This window comes from Maribellus sp. CM-23 (assembly GCF_021354595.1).
GTDB lineage: Bacteria > Bacteroidota > Bacteroidia > Bacteroidales > Prolixibacteraceae > Draconibacterium.
In genome coordinates this window covers 12,489-31,000 of record NZ_JADWYJ010000009.1, presented here as the reverse complement: position 1 = coordinate 31,000, position 18,512 = coordinate 12,489, and the positions used below count along the sequence as shown (strand labels likewise).

Genomic DNA, 18,512 nt, shown 5'->3' with positions numbered 1-18,512 from the left:
AAGCGGTAAAAATGAAAAATATACGTTCTCAGATATCCATGGTTTTTCACCTCGACAAGTGCATTGGATGCCACACCTGCTCCATTGCCTGTAAAAACACCTGGACCGATCGCAAAGGAGCTGAGTATATGTGGTGGAACAATGTGGAAACCAAACCCGGGACCGGCTATCCGCGAAAGTGGGAAGACCAGGAAATTTACAAAGGCGGCTGGGAGAAGAAGCACAGTTCTATCGATCTAAAAGGAGTGGGGAAAATCAAGGGAATGAAAAAGCTTTTTCACAATACTCACATGCCAACCATGGACGATTATTATGAGCCCTGGAACTACCAGTACGAAAAGCTGTTTGATGCACCTGAGGGAGACGACCAACCAACTGCCGAGCCTGTTTCGATGATTACAGGCGAAAAAATAACCCCTAAATCAGGCCCTAATTGGGATGATGACCTGGGAGGATCAGCCGAATATGCCCGGAAGGATTTTAATATACGCGATTTATCGCCCGCAGAGCAGGAAACTATGTTTCAGCTTGAACGAATGGTGATGTTTTATGTTCCCCGGATTTGCAACCATTGCCTCAATGCAGCATGCGTGGCGGCTTGTCCCTCGGGGGCCATTTACAAACGGGGAGAAGATGGTATTGTGCTGGTAAACCAGGAACGATGCCGGGCGTGGAGGATGTGCGTAACTGCTTGTCCGTATAAAAAAGTGTATTACAACTGGCACACCGGCAAATCGGAAAAATGTATTCTTTGCTATCCAAGGCTCGAAACCGGTCAGGCACCGGCCTGCATGCATTCGTGTGTGGGGCGTATCCGCTATTTGGGAGTGTTACTCTACGATGCCGACCGTTTGCAAGAAGTGGCTTCGTGCGACGAAAGCGAGCTGATTGATAAACAGTTGAGCCTTTATCTTGATCCGAATGATCCGGAAGTGATTGCAGCAGCAAAAAAAAGTGGTATTCACGATTCCACCATTCAGGCAGCCCAAAAGTCGCCGGTGTGGAAATATGTGAAAGAATGGGGGCTAGCTTTGCCGCTTCATCCTGAGTTTCGTACGCTTCCGAACCTCTTTTATGTAATGCCGCTGTTACCGGCCATGGCCGAAATGAATGAAGACAACAAATACCATTCTGCCGGTAAATCGTTGTGGGACGACATGGAAAACCCGCGCCTTCCACTGAAATATCTGGCCAGTTTGTTTAGTGCCGGTAACGTGGAAGTGATTGCAGAAATCCTCAAAAAACTGATGGCTGTGCGTTTGCATCGCCGTTCGGTTACTGTTGGTGACCTCCAAAACGATGAGATAGAACAACTGCTACAGAATTCTGACTTGTCACCTGAAATTGCCGATGATATTTACAGGCTTACTTCGCTGGCTCATTTAAACGACCGCTTTGTTATTCCTCCGGCACACCGCGAAGAAGCTATCGAAATGCTCAACGAAACGCATGTACACAAAGGAACAACTGGTTTCGGATTTACTAAAAAACCAAAGCGTGGGTTATAAAATGAAAAAACTGGAAAAATACACCTTGTTTGCGGAAGTGTTTTCGTATCCGACTGGACAGGACCAACGTTTCCGAGAAAACTGGCAAAGTCTGATTTCGCCCCGGGCTCCGGAATTGCAAGCGCTGCTGGAGGCTTTTGCCACTCATATGCAGGAGAAAAATTTGCCACAGCAGCAGGAATATTACATCAGTACTTTTGATGTTCAAGCACTTTGCTATCTGGACATTGGCTATGTGCTTTATGAAGAAGATTACAACCGCGGCCGCTTTTTGGTGTATATGAAACAGGAGCAGGAAAAAGCAGGAAACCCGCGCAACAGTGAATTACCAGACCATTTACCCAATGTGCTGAATTTGTTACCGCTGATTACCGATCCAACATTTGCTGAAGAGCTGGTGGTTTCAATGTTGATTCCTGCTCTGGAAAAAATGATCCGTTCTTTTCAGTCTGACGACAACGTATATAAAGGAATGCTAAAGGTTTTGCAGCAAACACTGGAAGCTGATTTCCAGAATTCAGCATTTGAACGGTTCGAATTTAGCACGCTCGAAAAAAACAGAAGTTTTACCTGTATGTCTGGCTGTGGAAGTTTGATATAGCTACCGATTAAATTACACGATTATGAATGCAACACTCTTTTTTGTCATACTGCCTTACCTGGCACTCCTATCATTTTTGATGGGTACCATTTACCGGTATTGGTTTATGCCGTTTCTGGTATCATCGCTTTCAAGCCAGTTTCTAGAAAGCAAAAAACTGTATTTCGGAAGCCGGCCTTTCCACTGGGGAATTATTTTCCTGTTTTTCGGGCATCTAACTGCTTTTCTGATCCCAAGCACTGTGCTGGCTTGGAACCAGATCCCGCTTCGCTTGTATATCTTGGAAGTAAGCGCCCTGACATTTGCTCTTCTTTTCCTTACCGGGCTGATACTTCTGGTTATTCGCCGCGTAGAATCGAAGCGAATCAGGCAGGTAACCAGTTATATGGATGTTTTTGTGTACGTTATTCTAATGTTTCAGGCAATCACCGGTATATGGACAGCTACTTTCTTCCGCTGGGGGGCTTCGTGGTTCTCCATTGTTCTGGCTCCCTACCTGAAATCTGTATTCATGTTTAATCCCGATGCTAATGCCGTATCTCAGCTCCCGTTGGTGGTTCAATTGCACATTGTGGGCGCATTTGTATTAATCGGGATGGTTCCGTTTACTCGTTTTATTCATTTCCTTGTTTACCCGCTAAGCTACCTGTGGCGCCCTTACCAAAAGGTGGTGTGGAATTATCGAAATACAGAATTTTAGTTCCGATATATCAATGCCGCATTCAGAAAAGGAAAGAATACAATAATCAAGAGGCGTTTTGAAATTAGTTGATTATATAGCAGAGAAGATATATTAAATTTGAGGGTGAAAATTATCATATAAAACCCTTATATACAGCCTTCTTGTCTTGGATAAAAATTACTTTATACTATTCTATTATAACTTTAATCTCCCCTGAGCCAATATCTCCTTGTAAGATTTGCATTCTTATTTCCTTCGTAACCTTTCCATTTTAATAAAGTTGATCACAGCTAATAAAAGCAGCCCAATAACCAAATTGAACAATAAATCCCAAGAAGTAGGGATGCAGGTTATTTTCCTGAACGCTAATTTCGCCGCTCAACTTTTAATTAATCTTAATAAGAATAAATAATGAAGTCACTATTACTTTTCTTTATACTTTTTTGCTCTCTGATGTCCTTTTCGCAGGGGAAACTTAAGGGGACTGTTACTACTTCAGATAACCAACCTGTTGCCGGTGCCACAGTTCACATTGATGCCTTACAGTCGGGAACATTAACTCAACCTGACGGTACATACGAACTTTCCCGGCTGAAAGCAGGAATATGGAAAGTATCTTTTCGAATGCTAGGCATGCAAACGGTTACTCATCAGGTTCAGATAAAGTCAGGAGCGACTAGTGAATTAAATATGGTGCTGAAAGAAGAGTTCAGTAAACTTGATGAGATTGTTGTGTCGGCTAGCCGCAACTCTGAGTACATCTCAGAAATCCCTGCATCGGTTACTGTCATTGATGTAAAACAGATAGGGGATTTTACCAAATCAACATCGAACATTAATGAAATCTTGCAATTCAGTGTTCCCGGACTTGCCCTTGGCAGCGGAACATTCTCGAACTGGGGGCAAACGATGCGCGGCCGTTCTCTGTTAGTGATGGTTGATGGTATTCCCCAGTCTACTCCGCTCCGGAATGGTTCGCTTGGAATCAAATCAGTTAATCCAAACGACATCAGTCGGGTTGAAGTGATAAAAGGTGCCACCTCTATATTCGGAAATGGTGGAAATGGAGGTTTTATCAATTATATAACCAAAAACGGTGCTTCAGAGAAACCCATCGAAGGAAACACTAATTTGTGGGGAACCAGCAACCTGGCAAAGACAAAAGATGCTCAAGGGTGGGGGATCTATCAATCACTGAAAGGCCGAAGTAATAGACTTTCGTATTACCTCAGTGGCAGTTTTGAACAAACCGGTAACCAATACGATGCTGATGGAGTTCCCGTGCTTCCAACTTATGGAATGGATAACACGGATATTTACAGCACTTTTGCAAAAGTCAGCTACCAATTGTCGGATAAACAAAAGCTGAGTTTGAACGGCAATTTTTACAAAACCGCTCAAAAAACACCTTTTATTCCGGAATTGGCACAAGTGCAGGTGCTCAATGAGGAAGGAGATTACATTCTCACACCCGGCTATGGAGTGGAAGGTTCTATTCCTGGTCAGGAACCTACAGGAACAAGATTAATCAATACGCGATTAAAATACGATGTAGATGAGCTTTTTGGGGAAACAACGCATTTTGAGACAGACGTATATTATCAGAAAACCCAAAATGTTTTCTTTTATTCTGAAAGCTTTGAAAATGGAGGGCAGTCGGTTATTAATGCCGAGAAATACGGCATTCGTCCAAACTTCAATACGCAGTTGAAGGCAGGGATTAATTCGGAAATTTCGCTTACGTATGGAGTGGACATTTTGCGCGATAAAACAAACCAGGGCTTGCTCGACGGGCGTCTCTGGGTTCCCAATATCGAAATGACCAGCTGGGCGCCATACTTGCAATCCACTTTCAAACTGCATGATGATTGGGTGCTGAAAGCCGGATTACGCTACGATGACATGCAAATGAACATTGACGCCTACAGTACACTTCCTTATTCTCCTAAAGCCGATGGTAATCTTACATCGTCGGTAGATGTAAACGGAGGAAAACTAACATTCAGCAATGTAGCCTGGAACTTCGGTATTCGTTACATTAAGTATGACGAATTTACCCCTTACCTGAGCTATTCTCAGGGTTTTTCCATAGCCGATCTGGGGGTGATACTACGCTCGGCTGTTGCCACAGATATTAACGACATTAACCTGAAAGCAGCAGTAACCGACAATTACGAGTTTGGTTTCATGTCAAAATTCAGAAATGTTAGGTTTGAGGCCGTTGGTTATTACAGTAAATCGAACCTGGGAACCGGTGTAGTGTTCAGCGATGAAGCAAACGCTTTTATTCCATCAAAACAACCGCAAAACATTTTCGGAGGAGAAGTTGTGATTGATGTCATTCTTGCTAGAAATAAGCTGATGGCAGGCTCTTCCTATTCCTATGTCGAAGGTTTTAAACATAGTGTGAGCGACAAAAACGACTTGAGCTACCTGGGAGGAGATGTAGTTGCCCCGGCAAAAACGACAGCCTATATTACCTGGAATCCGACCAATAAAATAACTACAACATTGCGAATGACCCACCAAGGGAAACGCGAGCGGTTCAATCCGTTCCAGGATACCAACGGAAACTGGGCGTTTCGCCATACCGAATTTCCGGTAAGTAGCTTTACCATTCTAAATTTTGCCTTGGATTACAAAGTACGGTCGAACTTATCGTTGTCCCTGGGAATTAATAACCTGCTAAACGAGTATTACCTGTCAGCCCGTTCACAATGGGCTGCTCCCTTACGCACATTCACGGGAGTAGCAGAAGGAATAAATACCCGTTTGGGATTGAATTATAATTTTTAGTCTGTTGAAACCGTCATATGCGGATGAGCTCATTCGCATATGATTTTAAACTTCTTTATTCTTGAAACGAAAAATAGTTTTTGCAAAAAAAATTCATCTTTGGATAGGATTAGTATGTGGTTTTGTGGCTTCTGTATCCGGACTAAGTGGCTCTTTATATGTTTGGCAGCCAGAGATATTGCAGATGCTGAATCCAGAGGTTTTGACTGTAAGCAATATTGATACTTTAAAAGAAGAGGCCATTCATGAAACGGCATCCAAGTTATATACACGTTTTGGCGGAGATTTGTCTGCCTTGCACCTACCTTACCGTGAACAACAGAGTATTCAACTGGTATTTAAAGACGGTGAGAACCGCTATTTCCATCCCGCAACAGGAGTTGAGCTTGGAGAGAAGACTATTTCCATCCGTTTTTTTGAACATTTATTACGTTTTCACCGAACCTTACTGATTCCCCGTTATGGTAATTATATAGTAGGAGGAAGTGCGATACTGTTTTTTTCTTTACTACTGACTTCCGGTTTTTATTTGTGGTGGAAACGTTACAGTAGAAATCCCGGGAAAGGTTTTTCTATATCGAAGAACCTGCCAAAAGGAATTATTTATTACGATTTTCATAAACTGTTAGGCGTCCTTTTTCTTATTCCCTTGCTTATTATCTCTGTTTCCGGATCGTTTTTCACATTTATGCCTACGTGGAAAGGTGTGCTTAAGGTTCTGGATTCACCAGCGAAGGAAACAAAAAAAATCTCTGGAGAAGTGTTCAGTTACCATAGCTTGGAAGAAGCATTGAGCCTTCCATCCGAGGATGGGTATAAGCTGAGGTCAGTCTATTTCCCAGAGGAAGCTTCCGGCGAATATCGTTTCAGGTATGTGAAGAACCGGTTTATTTCGGCAGGGCTTCGTGAAACTAAGGAAATTAAGGTCAAGCAAAATTTTCAGGTTACGATGTTTGCTGAATATCATCAAAATTCCTTAAGCGAAAAAATAGCTGCTCAGGCATACCCTGTCCATATTGGCGAAACAATTGGATTATTTGGACGGATTGCAGTATTCATTACAGGACTTATTCCATCTATTCTTTGGATCACAGGCTATCGTTTTTACAGATTCCGAAAGTCAAACAAAAGGACAGAATATAAATAGTAGTTTCGCGATGTCGGAATAAGAGACCCGTGTAACACGCGAAAATGAAGATATCACGGATTACATCGAGACGTTGAATTTTTATTTCTTTATCCTGAATAGCACTAAGCTCAGTTGCAGTTAAAAAGTCTCGATTCGGACTCGAACCTTCACATCCATACAGATATTAGTCACTGAAACAGAAATGTACCGTTCTGAACAATAATTGTTGTACTATTAAGGGAAAATATACATTGTATGTGCTGTTTTTTTAGGGAAATAAAAAAGCCACTGAAAAGTGGCCTTAATTTATTGATTATCAATGTGCCCAGTAAAGGACTCGAACCTTCACATCCATACGGATACTAGTCCCTGAAACTAGCGCGTCTACCAATTCCGCCAACTGGGCAATACTTATTTGAACTTCCAAATCTCCCTGAGCCGCGCCCCGTTTGATTTTGGTGGTGCAAATATATAAAAAATCCGCTCTTTGCAATACCAAAAAGCGGATTTATATCAGATCAGCAAAAAATTATATCATTCGGATCTGTTCTTCGGTTGTGATCTTCTCACAGTACTTGCATTTTAGCGCAATCGGAGTCTTGCCGATAACCTTAAAACAGGTCGTAATTTTTTCATTGTTGGTAATACATTTCGGGTTGAAACATTTTACGATCCCGGTAATTTTATCAGGCGTTTCAACAATTTTCTTTTCTACTACCTCGTAATCTTTTATAATATTCAGTTTGGCGTGAGGAGCAATAAGTGCAATCTTGTTAATTTCCATGTCTTCGAAAAAAACGTCGCTTACTTTAATAATTGCTTTGGCTCCCAGTTTATGGCTGTCGAGGTTGGTCCCGAATGTAATCTGGTTTTCGATTTTGTCGAGGCCTAAAATATTAATCACCTTAAACAGATTTTTTGCCGGAATGTGGTCGATTACGGTTCCTTCTTTAATGGCGCTAACTTTTAGCTTTAGTTTCTTTTTGGCGTTATCTTTTGCTTCCATTGGATGTTTATTTAAGGTTCATAACGTGCGAGATAATTGCTTCACGGGCGAAAATACCATTCCGGGCCTGCTCGAAATAGTAGGCTTTTTCGTTGGCATCCACATCGGTGCTGATTTCGTTCACCCTTGGCAGCGGATGAAGGATCCTCATATTTGGCTTGGTATTTTTCAGCATTTCGTTGTTCAGGATGTAAACGTCTTTTACCTTTTCGTATTCTATCGGGTCGGCAAAACGTTCTTTTTGAACGCGTGTCATATAAATAATGTCGGCGGCAGAAATAATATCGGTGAATTCTTCGTGCTCAAAATAACGGATTCCTTTTTCCTGTAAGTGGTGAAGATATCCGGGAGGCATTTTCAGGTTGGGTGGGGCAATAAAATTAAAAATCGGATTTTCAAATTCCGACATGGCTTGCAAAAGCGAGTGTACGGTTCGTCCGTATTTCAGGTCGCCCACCATAAAAATATTAATGTTATCGAGTGTTCCCTGCGTTTTCAGGATCGAATACATATCGAGCAGGGTTTGAGTGGGGTGCTGGTTGGCACCATCGCCGGCATTAATCACCGGAACATCCGAAACTTCGGCTGCATAACGGGCTGCACCTTCCAGCGGATGGCGCATCACAATCAGGTCGGCATAGTTACTTACCATCTTGATGGTGTCGTGCAGGGTCTCTCCTTTTGTTGAGCTCGAGCTGTCGGGGTCTGCAAAACCGATAATGCGACCGCCCAAACGGCTAATGGCGGTTTCAAAACTCAAACGGGTACGGGTTGACGGTTCAAAGAAAAGCGAAGCTACCACTTTGCCCTTTAACAGCTCCTGATTTGGGTTTTCTTCAAATTCGGCAGCCAATTCGAGGATACGCAGGTATTCTTCTTTCGAAAAATCGGTAATCGATAATAAATCCTTCTTCATTGCCATTACTTATTGGTTTTTAATTACTGAATTCCGTAATAGAAAAAAACCAACATTTCGGTTAAGAAAATGTTGGTTTTCATTTGTTTGAAAAAAAGTGCCTACTTTTTTATCAAAATATACGATCGATAGTTCTAATCGTTTGATGCATTTTTTAGGAAAAAGAACCTTCTTTCGGAGACTAGTGATGCCTCGTATCAGAAAAGTTGACAGGAATATCGCACTTTGCATCATGGTTCAAAAATAATTGCTTTAAATAACATTTGTTAGAATTGAAGGCTTGTACTTTTCAGCATTTTATTAACAAAGCATTTAGCCATTTATCTTCTTAATACTCAGTCCGTAAATCTGTTCGAATATTGAAAAAGCCTTTTCCGAATCGCCTTTCCGAACCTTAAAAACCAGCCGGCAGGTTTCCTGAAAATCAGTAACAACTATGTCCAGGTTTTCCTGCTTGATGTGGTATATTACCGTGTTGAGTAAATCGTAACCAAATCTCAGCTCATAGCTTGTTTCAATGAGTTTGGAGACTATTTCGGCATTGTTCAGCGCTTCAACGGTGGCGTTTCTATAGGCATTGATCAGGCCGCTTACTCCCAAAAGCGTTCCGCCAAAATAGCGAATGACCACTACCAGTATATTCGTTACCTCGTAACTTTGAAGTTGCCCTAGTATAGGTTTTCCGGCGGTTGATGATGGTTCGCCGTCGTCGTTGGCGCGGGTGCTTATTTCTTCGGTTCCCAATCGCCAGGCGTAGCAATGATGGCGCGCGCTGTGGTGTTCTTTCTTTAGCTGTTGAATGATTTCCTTGACTTCTTCTTCGGCCTGAATGGGGTAGGCATACGAATAAAACTTACTTCCTTTGTCTTTGAAATATCCGGTACTTGTTTTCTCGATGGTTTTGTAAACGTCGTTCATCACAATAAAAAATACAAGCTGAGCAAAGCCAGCAAAATTCCTGCAAAGTTAATTTTATTCAGCTGTTCTTTAAAAATCATGGTTCCGAAAACAGTGGTAAGCGTAACAATTAGCATGTTATTCAGGGCAAATACCAGCGAACTGTCCATTCCTGTTTTGTTTAATGCCTGCAATAGAAAATAGAGCGATCCAAAGTTGACCATTCCGAGTATTGTTCCCAGCAAAAGAGTGGGGAAGTGGTGTTTTGTCTTAAACTGACCGGATACCAAGAGAAAACATATTCCGCAAAGAAATGAAGCAAAAAATACGAGTGTAGTGTATAAGCTTACCTCGTTATCGTCGATTTTTGTGGCCTGAACAAATTTTACAAGAGAGTCAACCAGGCCGGTTCCAACAAATATGGTGAGGGGAAGAAACACAAACTGCAGATTGGTTCTTTTAAGATCCTTTTTGTAAACAGTAAGTGCAACGGCCACAACAGCGGATATAATTCCCAGGATTTTTAGTACAGACAATTTTTCGTTGAAATAGAACAGAGAGAAAACAACGGGAAATACAAGTGACAGTTTGGCTGCCAGCGTTGTTACGGTAATCCCGGCTTTTTGTGCGCTTTTCCCAATAAAGAAAAACATGACAATAAACAATATTCCGAGCAGAACAGCATAAGGCATCCAGCGAATAATTCTTTCCGGAGCAACAGGTTCGTGCGGGACTAGAAGAAAGATTCCGAGCAGAGTGGCAGCCAGGTAATTGATGGTAATCAGAACTGCCAGTCTCGATTGGTAGTTTTTGGCCACACGAAATACCACAAAGATCATTGAAGAGGAGAGAATGCTTGCTGCGAGGTAGATCATGGGGCAAAAAAAAGGCAGACTTTAAAGCCTGCCGTGTATTTTACATTTTCAATTTCTTTTCTATTTCTTCTACAAAAACCCGGAAGTTCTTGTCGGTGTCCTTCAGGTTATTTACCGTTTTGCAGGCATGTAACACTGTGGCGTGGTCTTTACTTCCGATTTGAGCTCCAATACTCGCCAGCGAATATTTGGTCAGACTTTTCGAGAAGTACATGGCAATTTGCCGGGCCTGTACCACTTCCCGTTTCCGGGTTTTGGCCTGAAGTGCATCAACCGGCATGTTGAAATAGTCGCAAACAACTTTCGAAATATACTCGATCGACAGTTCGCGTTTCGAGTTTTTCACCAGCTTGGTAATAAGCTTGGCTGCCAGCTCGAGTGTAATTTCGCGTTTATTCAGCATGGATTGTGCCAGCAACGAAACCAATGCACCTTCCAGTTCGCGTACGTTATTGGTAACATGTGAAGCAATGTATTCCAGAACTTCTTCTGAAAGTGTTATCCCATCCTTGTAAACCTTGCGACGGAGGATTTCCATGCGGGTTTCAAAGTCAGGAGTCTGCAAGTCGGCAGTTAGTCCCCATTTGAAACGCGACAACAATCTTTGCTCCATGCCCTTCAGTTCGATCGGCGGCTTGTCTGATGTCAATATCAGCTGCTTGCCCATCTGGTGCAGGTGGTTAAAGATGTGGAAGAACGTCTCCTGAGTCTTTTCTTTTCCGGCAAATTCATGCACGTCGTCCAGAATCAGCACATCCACCATCTGGTAGAAATGCAGGAAATCGTTCCGGTTGTTGTTCCGTGTTGCTTCGGTGTACTGAGTTTGAAACTTGTTCGCATTTACATAGAGAACTACCTTATCGGGGAAGCGTTCTTTTACTTCAATACCAATTGCTTGCGCCAGGTGAGTTTTCCCGAGCCCCGAGTTTCCGTAGATCATTAAAGGGTTAAAGGCTGTTCCCCCAGGGTTTTGGGCTACGGCAAAGCCCGCACTTCTGGCAAGCCGGTTGCAGTCGCCTTCCACGAAGTTTTCAAAAGTATTGTCCGGTTTTAACTGCGGATCAATTTGAAGCTTCTGGATGCCCGGAATAATAAACGGGTTGCGGATGGTTGGTTTTTCATCCGATTTTAACGGGATCGTTAGCGGCTTGTTCTGAATTTTAATATTGTTATTGGTTGGGTAACTAACAGTGTACGGTTGATTACCGTTCTTGTTGCCCATAACAACATTGTACTCCAGTTTTGCCCCCGGACCAATCACCATGCGCAGTGTTTTTCTCAGAATATCGATGAATTGCTCTTCCAGATATTCATAAAAAAACGCACTGGGCACCTGAATGGTCAGTACTTGATTTTCCAGTTTTACCGGTTCGATTGGCTCAAACCAGGTCCTGAAACTGCTGCTAGGGACGTTATCTTTTATAACGTCGAGGCATTTTTCCCATGCAGATTTGTATTCGTTGCTCATTTACAATTGCAGGATAATTGAGGTTCTACAAAAATTTCCTTAGTGGTATTCCTGGGAACAAAAGTTGCAAAAAAAAAGTGAAAAAAAAAATAAGATCTCTATTGTTTTAAACCTAAATTATTTATCGGTTTCTTTATCAGTCATTTAAAAAGTTAAAAAAAGAGTATATTTTTAATTGGCTGAAAATCAATGTACTACATTTAATGTTCTGATAGCTAAACCAATAACTGGTTGGTAGTAGTCTGATATATTTTTTGTTAAGTAAAAGCCTGTTTTTTCGCTATCCCTTACTGTATCTTGCGTAGCGCTTTTTCGAGCGTAATTATACGTCCGTTTTTGAATGCAACAATGCTCGAGTCCGGAAATTTTTTCTTCACTGAACTAAAAAGAAGTTCAATTTCTGAATAGACCCCCGTGCTACCTACCAAGTAGGAATAAACTCCGCCTGAATAATATTCCTCCACATTTTTAATCCCTTCGAAACGCTCGCTGGCAGGATCGAGTTTTATTTTGCTTGAAACAAGGTGTACTTTAAACACAATATCTTTTGCTGAAAGGTCTTGTTTTGTATTTACGTAAACATCTTTTCCAAAATCAAAAGCCGAGAATTGCAAATATCTTTTCGGATTTTTTTGAACATCGGCTATTAGAAAAGCCATATTTTCCGAAAGCATATTGATCGAATAATACAATTCATCATCGTTTAATAAAAGGCCGGCAGTATTATCGTCGCTGTTCAGCTTATCGAGTGTGGCGATTAGTTGTTCTGAAATGCTTTGAATGTTTTCCAAAACCGGCGAAACTGAAATTTGCGACAAAGTATCGCTAAACGAATGAAGATTGTGCACCGTGGCTTCAAATGCCGTAGAGTTGTTTCTGAACATGGTTGTAATGGAATCGATGTTCGTAATAATGCTCTTCATACTTTGCTTTTCGGCGGCAACTACTTCCTGTAGATCGGCCGTTGTTGCTTCAATGTTTTTGATGCTTTGGTTGATGTTGGCGAAGCTGGATGATAAGTTGGCCTGTGCATCTTCGTTCAGGATGGCAGTAAAAACCGTCAGGGCCGAATCAAGCGTGCTCAAAAGTTCTTCTGCCTTATTTTTTAACGGAAGAACCTGCATGCTTACCTGTTCTTTCAAATCGTGTTCGATCGAGCCGCGAATCGTGTCGTTGGGATGATGATAAGTAAGCTCTTGGCTCATCTCCAGTTTTACCGACCGGGTACCCATGATATCGCTGCTTATGATTTGGGCAACCGAATTGGTGGGGACTCCGAATTCGGAATCAATCGCTAAAGTAACCAGCAGGCGTCCGCTTCGGTCCGATGCAAAAGTGATGTCTCTTACTTTCCCGATCGGAAATCCGTTCATCATTACTTTGCTGGAAGGAGCCAGACCGTCAACGCGGTCGTAATAGACGTAATAGTAGTTGGTGCGCGAGAAAAAGTCGTTTCCTTTTAAATAACTTAAGCCCCAGAAAAAGATGGTAAGGGCAAAAACAATAAGGATTCCCAGTCGCGAATATTTTGATAATCTCATGGTCAGGTATAACTAAAATTTATTGTAAAATTAGCGATTTCAGTTCTCACTTTTCCAATTCCAAGGCCATTTTCACAGAAATTAACTGATTGTTCAGGAAGGCAACCACAAATGCAGAGGGGTATTTTTTCTTAATTGTTTCAAGTTGAAGTTCGGCTTCTTTCAGGCTTTTGTACTTCCCCGAGAAGTAACGGCTAAGCTTTTCTGCATCTTCCCGAAAAACATTTGTCAAGCCTTCGAAATTTTCGGGAGTGGTATCCAGTTTCTTCTTCAAGGCAGCTATTTGAACCGAATAAAACAAGTCATTTGCTTTGGTTGCTTTTGTTTCTGTTACTGTCGGTTGAGAGGTGTTTTCTTTTTTTGTCGCCTCAACTGGTCTTGGAACCGGCTGCGGTTTTACATCGTTGGTTGCCAGGTGAAAGCTGCTCTTTTGTTCAACCTCAGCTTTGTACGCTTTGAATGCCCTGAAAATGGCGGCAGCCATATTTTGCCGGCCGTTTTCGCTGCCGAGGTAGTTTCGTTCTGTGGCATTGCTTAAAAAACCCGTTTCAATCAGAACACTGGGCATGGTTGTGCGCCGCAGCACCAAAAAACCGGCCTCTTTTACACTGCGGTCTTTCCGCATGGCTCGCTCCCTGAATTCATTCTGCACCCGGTTGGCCAGCGAAATGCTTTGTTCTTTGTACTCGTCCTGCACCAGTTCAAACATGATGTATGATTCGGAAGAGTTTGGATCAAAGCCTTCGTAGGTATTGGTATAGTCATCTTCCAGTAGGATCACCGAGTTTTCTTTTTTTGCGACTTCCAGGTTATCCTCGCTACGGTGTTGCCCCAAAACAAAGGTTTCTGTTCCGTAAACATAGCTTTGCTCAACAGCATTGGCATGGATGGAGATAAACAGGTCGGCATTGTTTTTATTGGCAATATCGGCTCTTTTGTGCAAGGGAATAAAAACATCGCTTTTGCGGGTGTATACCACATTTACCTCCGGAAACTCATTTTTTATCTGGTTGCCCAGTTTCAGTGCTATGTCGAGCACCACATCTTTTTCCTGTACTTTTCCTCCCACTGTACCCGGGTCTTTTCCACCGTGCCCGGGATCAATAACCACTACCGAAAGCCGGCGCTCATCTTTATCCTGAGTTATTGCTTTTTTAAACGATAGCTGTTGAATAGACAGAAGAAGTATTAATGGAAGAAAAATATGTTTTTTACAGCTGGTTTTCATGACCACTACGGTATTTATATTTATTTAACCCAAAAAATAGTTGAGTAGTATCTCGCGTTGCCGGATTTTGTCTTATTTAATAATGACTCCGGCTTAAAAGGTTAAAAATAGAAAATTAGAATTATTTTACATTTTCTAGGCAAATAGTCTTAGCCATATTTATATTTTTGTCCAGCCTATTGGTGTTGAAATGCAGAAAACATTTTGAATAAATCAATTCTTACATATCTTTTTATTGTATGCCCCTGGCTGGTTTTGTTTGGACAGGAGCCGGGAACGAATTTTTCGGTACAAAATTCAGCGATAGATACAATCAGTGCGTTAACATTGTCAGACACTGTTGCAATGGATACCATGGCAGTGGATTCAACTTTCGCATTGACGGATTCCTCGAAAACCAAAGAAGCTTTTTTGGTGGATCCCATTGTTTACAATGCCGAAGACTCGATGATTGTTTCGCTGGACGGACAAAAAGTGTTTTTATACAACAATGCGAAAGTCACTTATCAGCAGATAGAACTTACGGCTTATTACATTGAACTCGATCTGGAAACGAAGGAGATTTACGCCGAGGGGGTGATTGATTCAACCGGAGAGATGGCGCAAAAGCCGATTTTCAAACAGGGATCCGAGGAATACGAATCGGAAACCATGCGTTATAACTTTGATACGGAAAAGGCTTTTATTACCCGGGTAGTTTCGCAACAGGGAGAAGGTTATATTCACAGCGACCGTACCAAAAAGATCGGGAAAGATGTTTTTATTACCGAAAAAGCCAAATATACCACCTGCGATGCTGATCATCCGCACTTCTATCTTCAGCTTAGCAAAGCAAAGGTGATTTCGAACAAGAAGATCATCACCGGGCCTGCTCACATGGTATTGGAAGATTTTCCGATTTATTTCCCGTTTTTACCCTTTGGGTATTTCCCTAATTCGCCCACCTATTCATCGGGTATTCTGATCCCGACCTATGGTGAAGAAAACAACCGGGGATTCTTTTTGCGGGATGGTGGATATTATTGGGCCGCCAGCCAGTACTTTGATTTAGCGGTGCAGGCTGATATTTATTCCAAAGGTTCGTGGGGTGCCCGGGCAAAAACCAGTTACCGTCAGCGTTACAAGTTTAGCGGAAATTTTAGTTTTGATTATGCCATAAACAAGTACGGAGAGGAAGGATTTGATACCTACTCAAAATCAAAGCAGTTCAAACTGGTATGGTCGCACACACAGGACGCCAAGGCCAATCCGAATCAGACTTTTTCAGCGAGTGTAAACCTTTCTTCGAGTGGGTACGACAAACAAAACGCGTATAACAGTCAGGATTACCTGACCACCACAAAATCGTCAAGTATATCGTTTTCGCGTCGTTTCGAAAACACGCCTTTTAATATGTCGATGAACCTTCGGCATTCGCAAAATACGCGTGACAGTACCATGTCGCTCTCGTTTCCGGAGACAACATTCAGTATGGCGAAAGTTTACCCACTGCGAAAAAAGAACAGGAGTGGGAAACTGAAGTTTTACGAGAACTTCGGGATCAATTACACAGGAAATTTTAAAAATACGATCACAGCAAAGGAAGATGAAATCCTATCCAGTTCTTTTGCTACCGACTGGAAAAACGGAATAAAGCACAATGTTCCTATTTCGTTCCCTAGTTTTAACCTGTTTAAGTACATTAATTTCAGCCCGGGGGTTACTTACAACGAAAAATGGTACTTCAAAAAATACGAGTACGAGTATGAAGAGGGAGCCAATTACGTCAATAATCCATCAGGAGTTCCCAGTACTGTGCGGGTAGATACTATTACAGGCTTGAATCGTGTTTATGATTATGCCTACAGTGTAAGTGCATCCACCAATATTTACGGAAGCTTTTTGCCTCGCAACCCCAACTCAAAGGTGGTGGGTATCAGGCATAAAATGACTCCGTCGATTGCGTTTAGTTACCGCCCCGATTTTGGACAAGACAAATTTGGATACTGGCACGAAGTTCAGGTGGATAGTTTGGGAAATACCCGGTACCTGGATTCAAACTTAGGCGGGATTTACGGACCTTCTCCAGGAAGGGGAGAGTCGGGATCGATTTCGTTCTCGTTGAGCAATAACCTGGAAATGAAAAAACTGGACACCCGCGATAGTACCAAAACGGATGGAGAACAGAAGTTCCGGAAGGTAAAGCTGATCGATAACCTGAGTCTTAGTACTTCTTACGACTTGATTGCCGACTCTTTAAACCTGGCTCCGATTTCAATTCGCGGGCGTACAACGGTTGCCGGGGTTAGTATTAATGCCGGTGCTACACTTGACCCGTATATGGTGGATGAAAAATACCGGAAGATTCATAAATATACCTGGAACGAAAGAAGTGGCTTGGGAAAATTAGGCCGTTTGACACGTGCCAACCTTTCGTTTGGAATGACGTTTAAGTCGAAAAATAAATCAGGGAAAAGCAACCAGGGAGGTGGCGATGAGTTGGGAGATATGGAAGTTGTAGGAAATGATGAAAATATTCCTCCGGTGGAAGACGATTTGCTGCCGGTTACGTTTGATAACTATGTTGACTTTAGTATGCCCTGGGATTTTGGATTCGATTACAGTATGAATTATACAGGAAAATCTGCTTCGACTCCAAATGGGCGGGTATCTCAAACGCTTGGATTTAGAGGAAACGTTAGCATTACTGAAAAATGGAAGCTGAGCATGAATACCAACTTTGATATTCAGGCGGGTGAATTTTCATTTACCACTTTCAACCTTACGCGCGATTTGCACTGCTGGGGGATGTCGTTTAACTTTGTTCCTTTTGGTTTCAGGAAGAGCTACAGCTTTACCATCAATGCAAAATCTTCGATGCTCTCGGATCTGAAACTGCAGAAACAAAAAAGTCATTATGACTATAACTTCTAAAATTCAATACAACTATGAAACGTATTATTGCAACGGATAAAGCTCCACAGGCCATTGGCCCATACAGCCAGGCAGTAGAAGTTAACGGAACGCTTTATATTTCCGGTCAGGTACCGCTTGACCCTGCAACAATGAAAGTGGTAGAAGGCGGGATTCAGGAGCAAACACAACAGGTGATGAAAAACATTGGCGCAATTCTGGAAGCAGCCGGTTATTCGTTTGGGGACGTGGTAAAATCAACCTGTCTGCTAAGCGATATGGCCAACTTCAAACCCATGAACGAAGTTTACGGATCATATTACACGCAAAACCCTCCGGCAAGAGCTGCATTTGCAGTAAAAGAGCTTCCGCTGGGTGTGCTGGTCGAAATTGAGACCATTGCGGTGAAAGCTTGATGAAGATTAAGAATTTTCTGAATGAAGAAATAGAAAAAGGGAGAACAGTTACTGCTCTCCCTTTTTTATTTTATCGGCTGGGATAAAATCGATTGATATTGAATTTACGCAATGCCGGGTGTTTTTCGGGGTAAATCCTTCGCCCAAAAATACATGGCCTAAATGGCCGCCGCAATTGGCACAGGTAATCTCGGTTCTTCGTCCGTCGGCATCCACCGATCGAAGAACTGCCCCTTCGATCTCGTCATCAAAACTGGGCCAGCCACAGTGTGCATCAAACTTATCCGATGAACGATAAAGAGGTGCACCGCAACGTTTACACACATAAACGCCCTTTTCTTTAAAATCGTAGTATTTACCTGTAAACGGGCGTTCGGTGCCTTTTTCAACAATTACATAATGTTCAAAATCTGTTAGTTCTTTCCATTTCATGTCTTTATTTTTATGCAGAACCGTTGAATCAGCTTCCTGTCCAAAGGTGCTTAATCCGGTCATCATTATTAGTATACACAGTAGCATTTTCATACAAGTAAAACATTTGACACGCGCCAAAGTTT

15 protein-coding genes and 1 tRNA gene are annotated in these 18,512 nt (G+C 42.2%); 7 read left to right on the top strand and 9 right to left on the bottom strand.

The annotated features are described in order from the left end of the window. Window positions 1–11: 11 nt before the first annotated feature. The 5 genes from narH to INQ51_RS21670 all read left to right on the top strand — a co-directional run bounded on the left by narH (window position 12) and on the right by INQ51_RS21670 (window position 6,734). Window positions 12–1,508, top strand: coding sequence for a nitrate reductase subunit beta (gene narH / locus INQ51_RS21690; protein ID WP_233380085.1), 1,497 nt, complete (start codon window positions 12–14; stop codon window positions 1,506–1,508). Beyond that, complete coding sequence (locus INQ51_RS21685; protein ID WP_233380150.1) at window positions 1,450–2,109, top strand: hypothetical protein; 660 nt, start codon at window positions 1,450–1,452, stop codon at window positions 2,107–2,109. The genes narH and INQ51_RS21685 overlap by 59 nt, the downstream gene beginning before the upstream one ends. A gap of 22 nt (window positions 2,110–2,131) precedes the next feature. Further along, window positions 2,132–2,809: a respiratory nitrate reductase subunit gamma gene (gene narI / locus INQ51_RS21680; protein WP_233380084.1), complete on the top strand. Its 678-nt coding sequence runs from the start codon at window positions 2,132–2,134 to the stop codon at window positions 2,807–2,809. A gap of 393 nt (window positions 2,810–3,202) precedes the next feature. Further along, the gene (locus INQ51_RS21675) at window positions 3,203–5,587 is read left to right on the top strand and encodes a TonB-dependent receptor (RefSeq protein WP_233380083.1); all 2,385 of its coding nucleotides are present in this window, start codon (window positions 3,203–3,205) and stop codon (window positions 5,585–5,587) included. Window positions 5,588–5,648: 61 nt separating this feature from the next. Further along, entirely contained in the window at window positions 5,649–6,734 is a 1,086-nt protein-coding gene (locus tag INQ51_RS21670) for a PepSY-associated TM helix domain-containing protein (protein WP_233380082.1), read from the top strand. Window positions 6,735–7,038: 304 nt separating this feature from the next. On the opposite strand, the gene INQ51_RS21665 is transcribed toward INQ51_RS21670, so the two are convergent. From INQ51_RS21665 to INQ51_RS21630, 8 genes are all read right to left on the bottom strand, one after another. Continuing rightward, window positions 7,039–7,122, bottom strand: a tRNA-Leu gene (locus INQ51_RS21665). Between the two features lie 123 nt (window positions 7,123–7,245). Further along, window positions 7,246–7,722, bottom strand: coding sequence for an aspartate carbamoyltransferase regulatory subunit (pyrI, locus tag INQ51_RS21660; RefSeq protein ID WP_233380081.1), 477 nt, complete (start codon window positions 7,720–7,722; stop codon window positions 7,246–7,248). A gap of 7 nt (window positions 7,723–7,729) precedes the next feature. Beyond that, window positions 7,730–8,638 carry an aspartate carbamoyltransferase gene (gene pyrB / locus INQ51_RS21655; RefSeq protein WP_233380080.1) on the bottom strand — a complete coding sequence of 303 codons (909 nt, stop codon included), beginning with the start codon at window positions 8,636–8,638 and terminating at the stop codon, window positions 7,730–7,732. Between the two features lie 312 nt (window positions 8,639–8,950). Further along, window positions 8,951–9,556, bottom strand: a complete 606-nt coding sequence (locus INQ51_RS21650) for an IMPACT family protein (protein ID WP_233380079.1) — start codon at window positions 9,554–9,556, stop codon at window positions 8,951–8,953. Continuing rightward, window positions 9,556–10,410, bottom strand: coding sequence for a hypothetical protein (locus INQ51_RS21645; RefSeq protein ID WP_233380078.1), 855 nt, complete (start codon window positions 10,408–10,410; stop codon window positions 9,556–9,558). The genes INQ51_RS21650 and INQ51_RS21645 overlap by 1 nt, the downstream gene beginning before the upstream one ends. 40 nt (window positions 10,411–10,450) lie before the next feature. Further along, entirely contained in the window at window positions 10,451–11,878 is a 1,428-nt protein-coding gene (gene dnaA, locus INQ51_RS21640; RefSeq protein ID WP_233380077.1) for a chromosomal replication initiator protein DnaA, read from the bottom strand. 287 nt (window positions 11,879–12,165) lie between these two features. After that, entirely contained in the window at window positions 12,166–13,419 is a 1,254-nt protein-coding gene (locus tag INQ51_RS21635) for an MlaD family protein (protein ID WP_233380076.1), read from the bottom strand. Window positions 13,420–13,465: 46 nt separating this feature from the next. Continuing rightward, window positions 13,466–14,647: an N-acetylmuramoyl-L-alanine amidase gene (locus INQ51_RS21630; protein WP_233380075.1), complete on the bottom strand. Its 1,182-nt coding sequence runs from the start codon at window positions 14,645–14,647 to the stop codon at window positions 13,466–13,468. Between the two features lie 204 nt (window positions 14,648–14,851). On the opposite strand from INQ51_RS21630, the gene INQ51_RS21625 reads away from it, so the two are divergent. Then, window positions 14,852–17,560, top strand: a complete 2,709-nt coding sequence (locus INQ51_RS21625; RefSeq protein ID WP_233380074.1) for a putative LPS assembly protein LptD — start codon at window positions 14,852–14,854, stop codon at window positions 17,558–17,560. A gap of 14 nt (window positions 17,561–17,574) precedes the next feature. Beyond that, entirely contained in the window at window positions 17,575–17,955 is a 381-nt protein-coding gene (locus INQ51_RS21620) for a RidA family protein (protein WP_233380073.1), read from the top strand. Window positions 17,956–18,003: 48 nt separating this feature from the next. Here INQ51_RS21620 and INQ51_RS21615 read toward each other — a convergent pair whose 3' ends face one another. Next, entirely contained in the window at window positions 18,004–18,480 is a 477-nt protein-coding gene (locus INQ51_RS21615) for a methionine-R-sulfoxide reductase (RefSeq protein WP_233380072.1), read from the bottom strand. Window positions 18,481–18,512 lie beyond the last annotated feature (32 nt).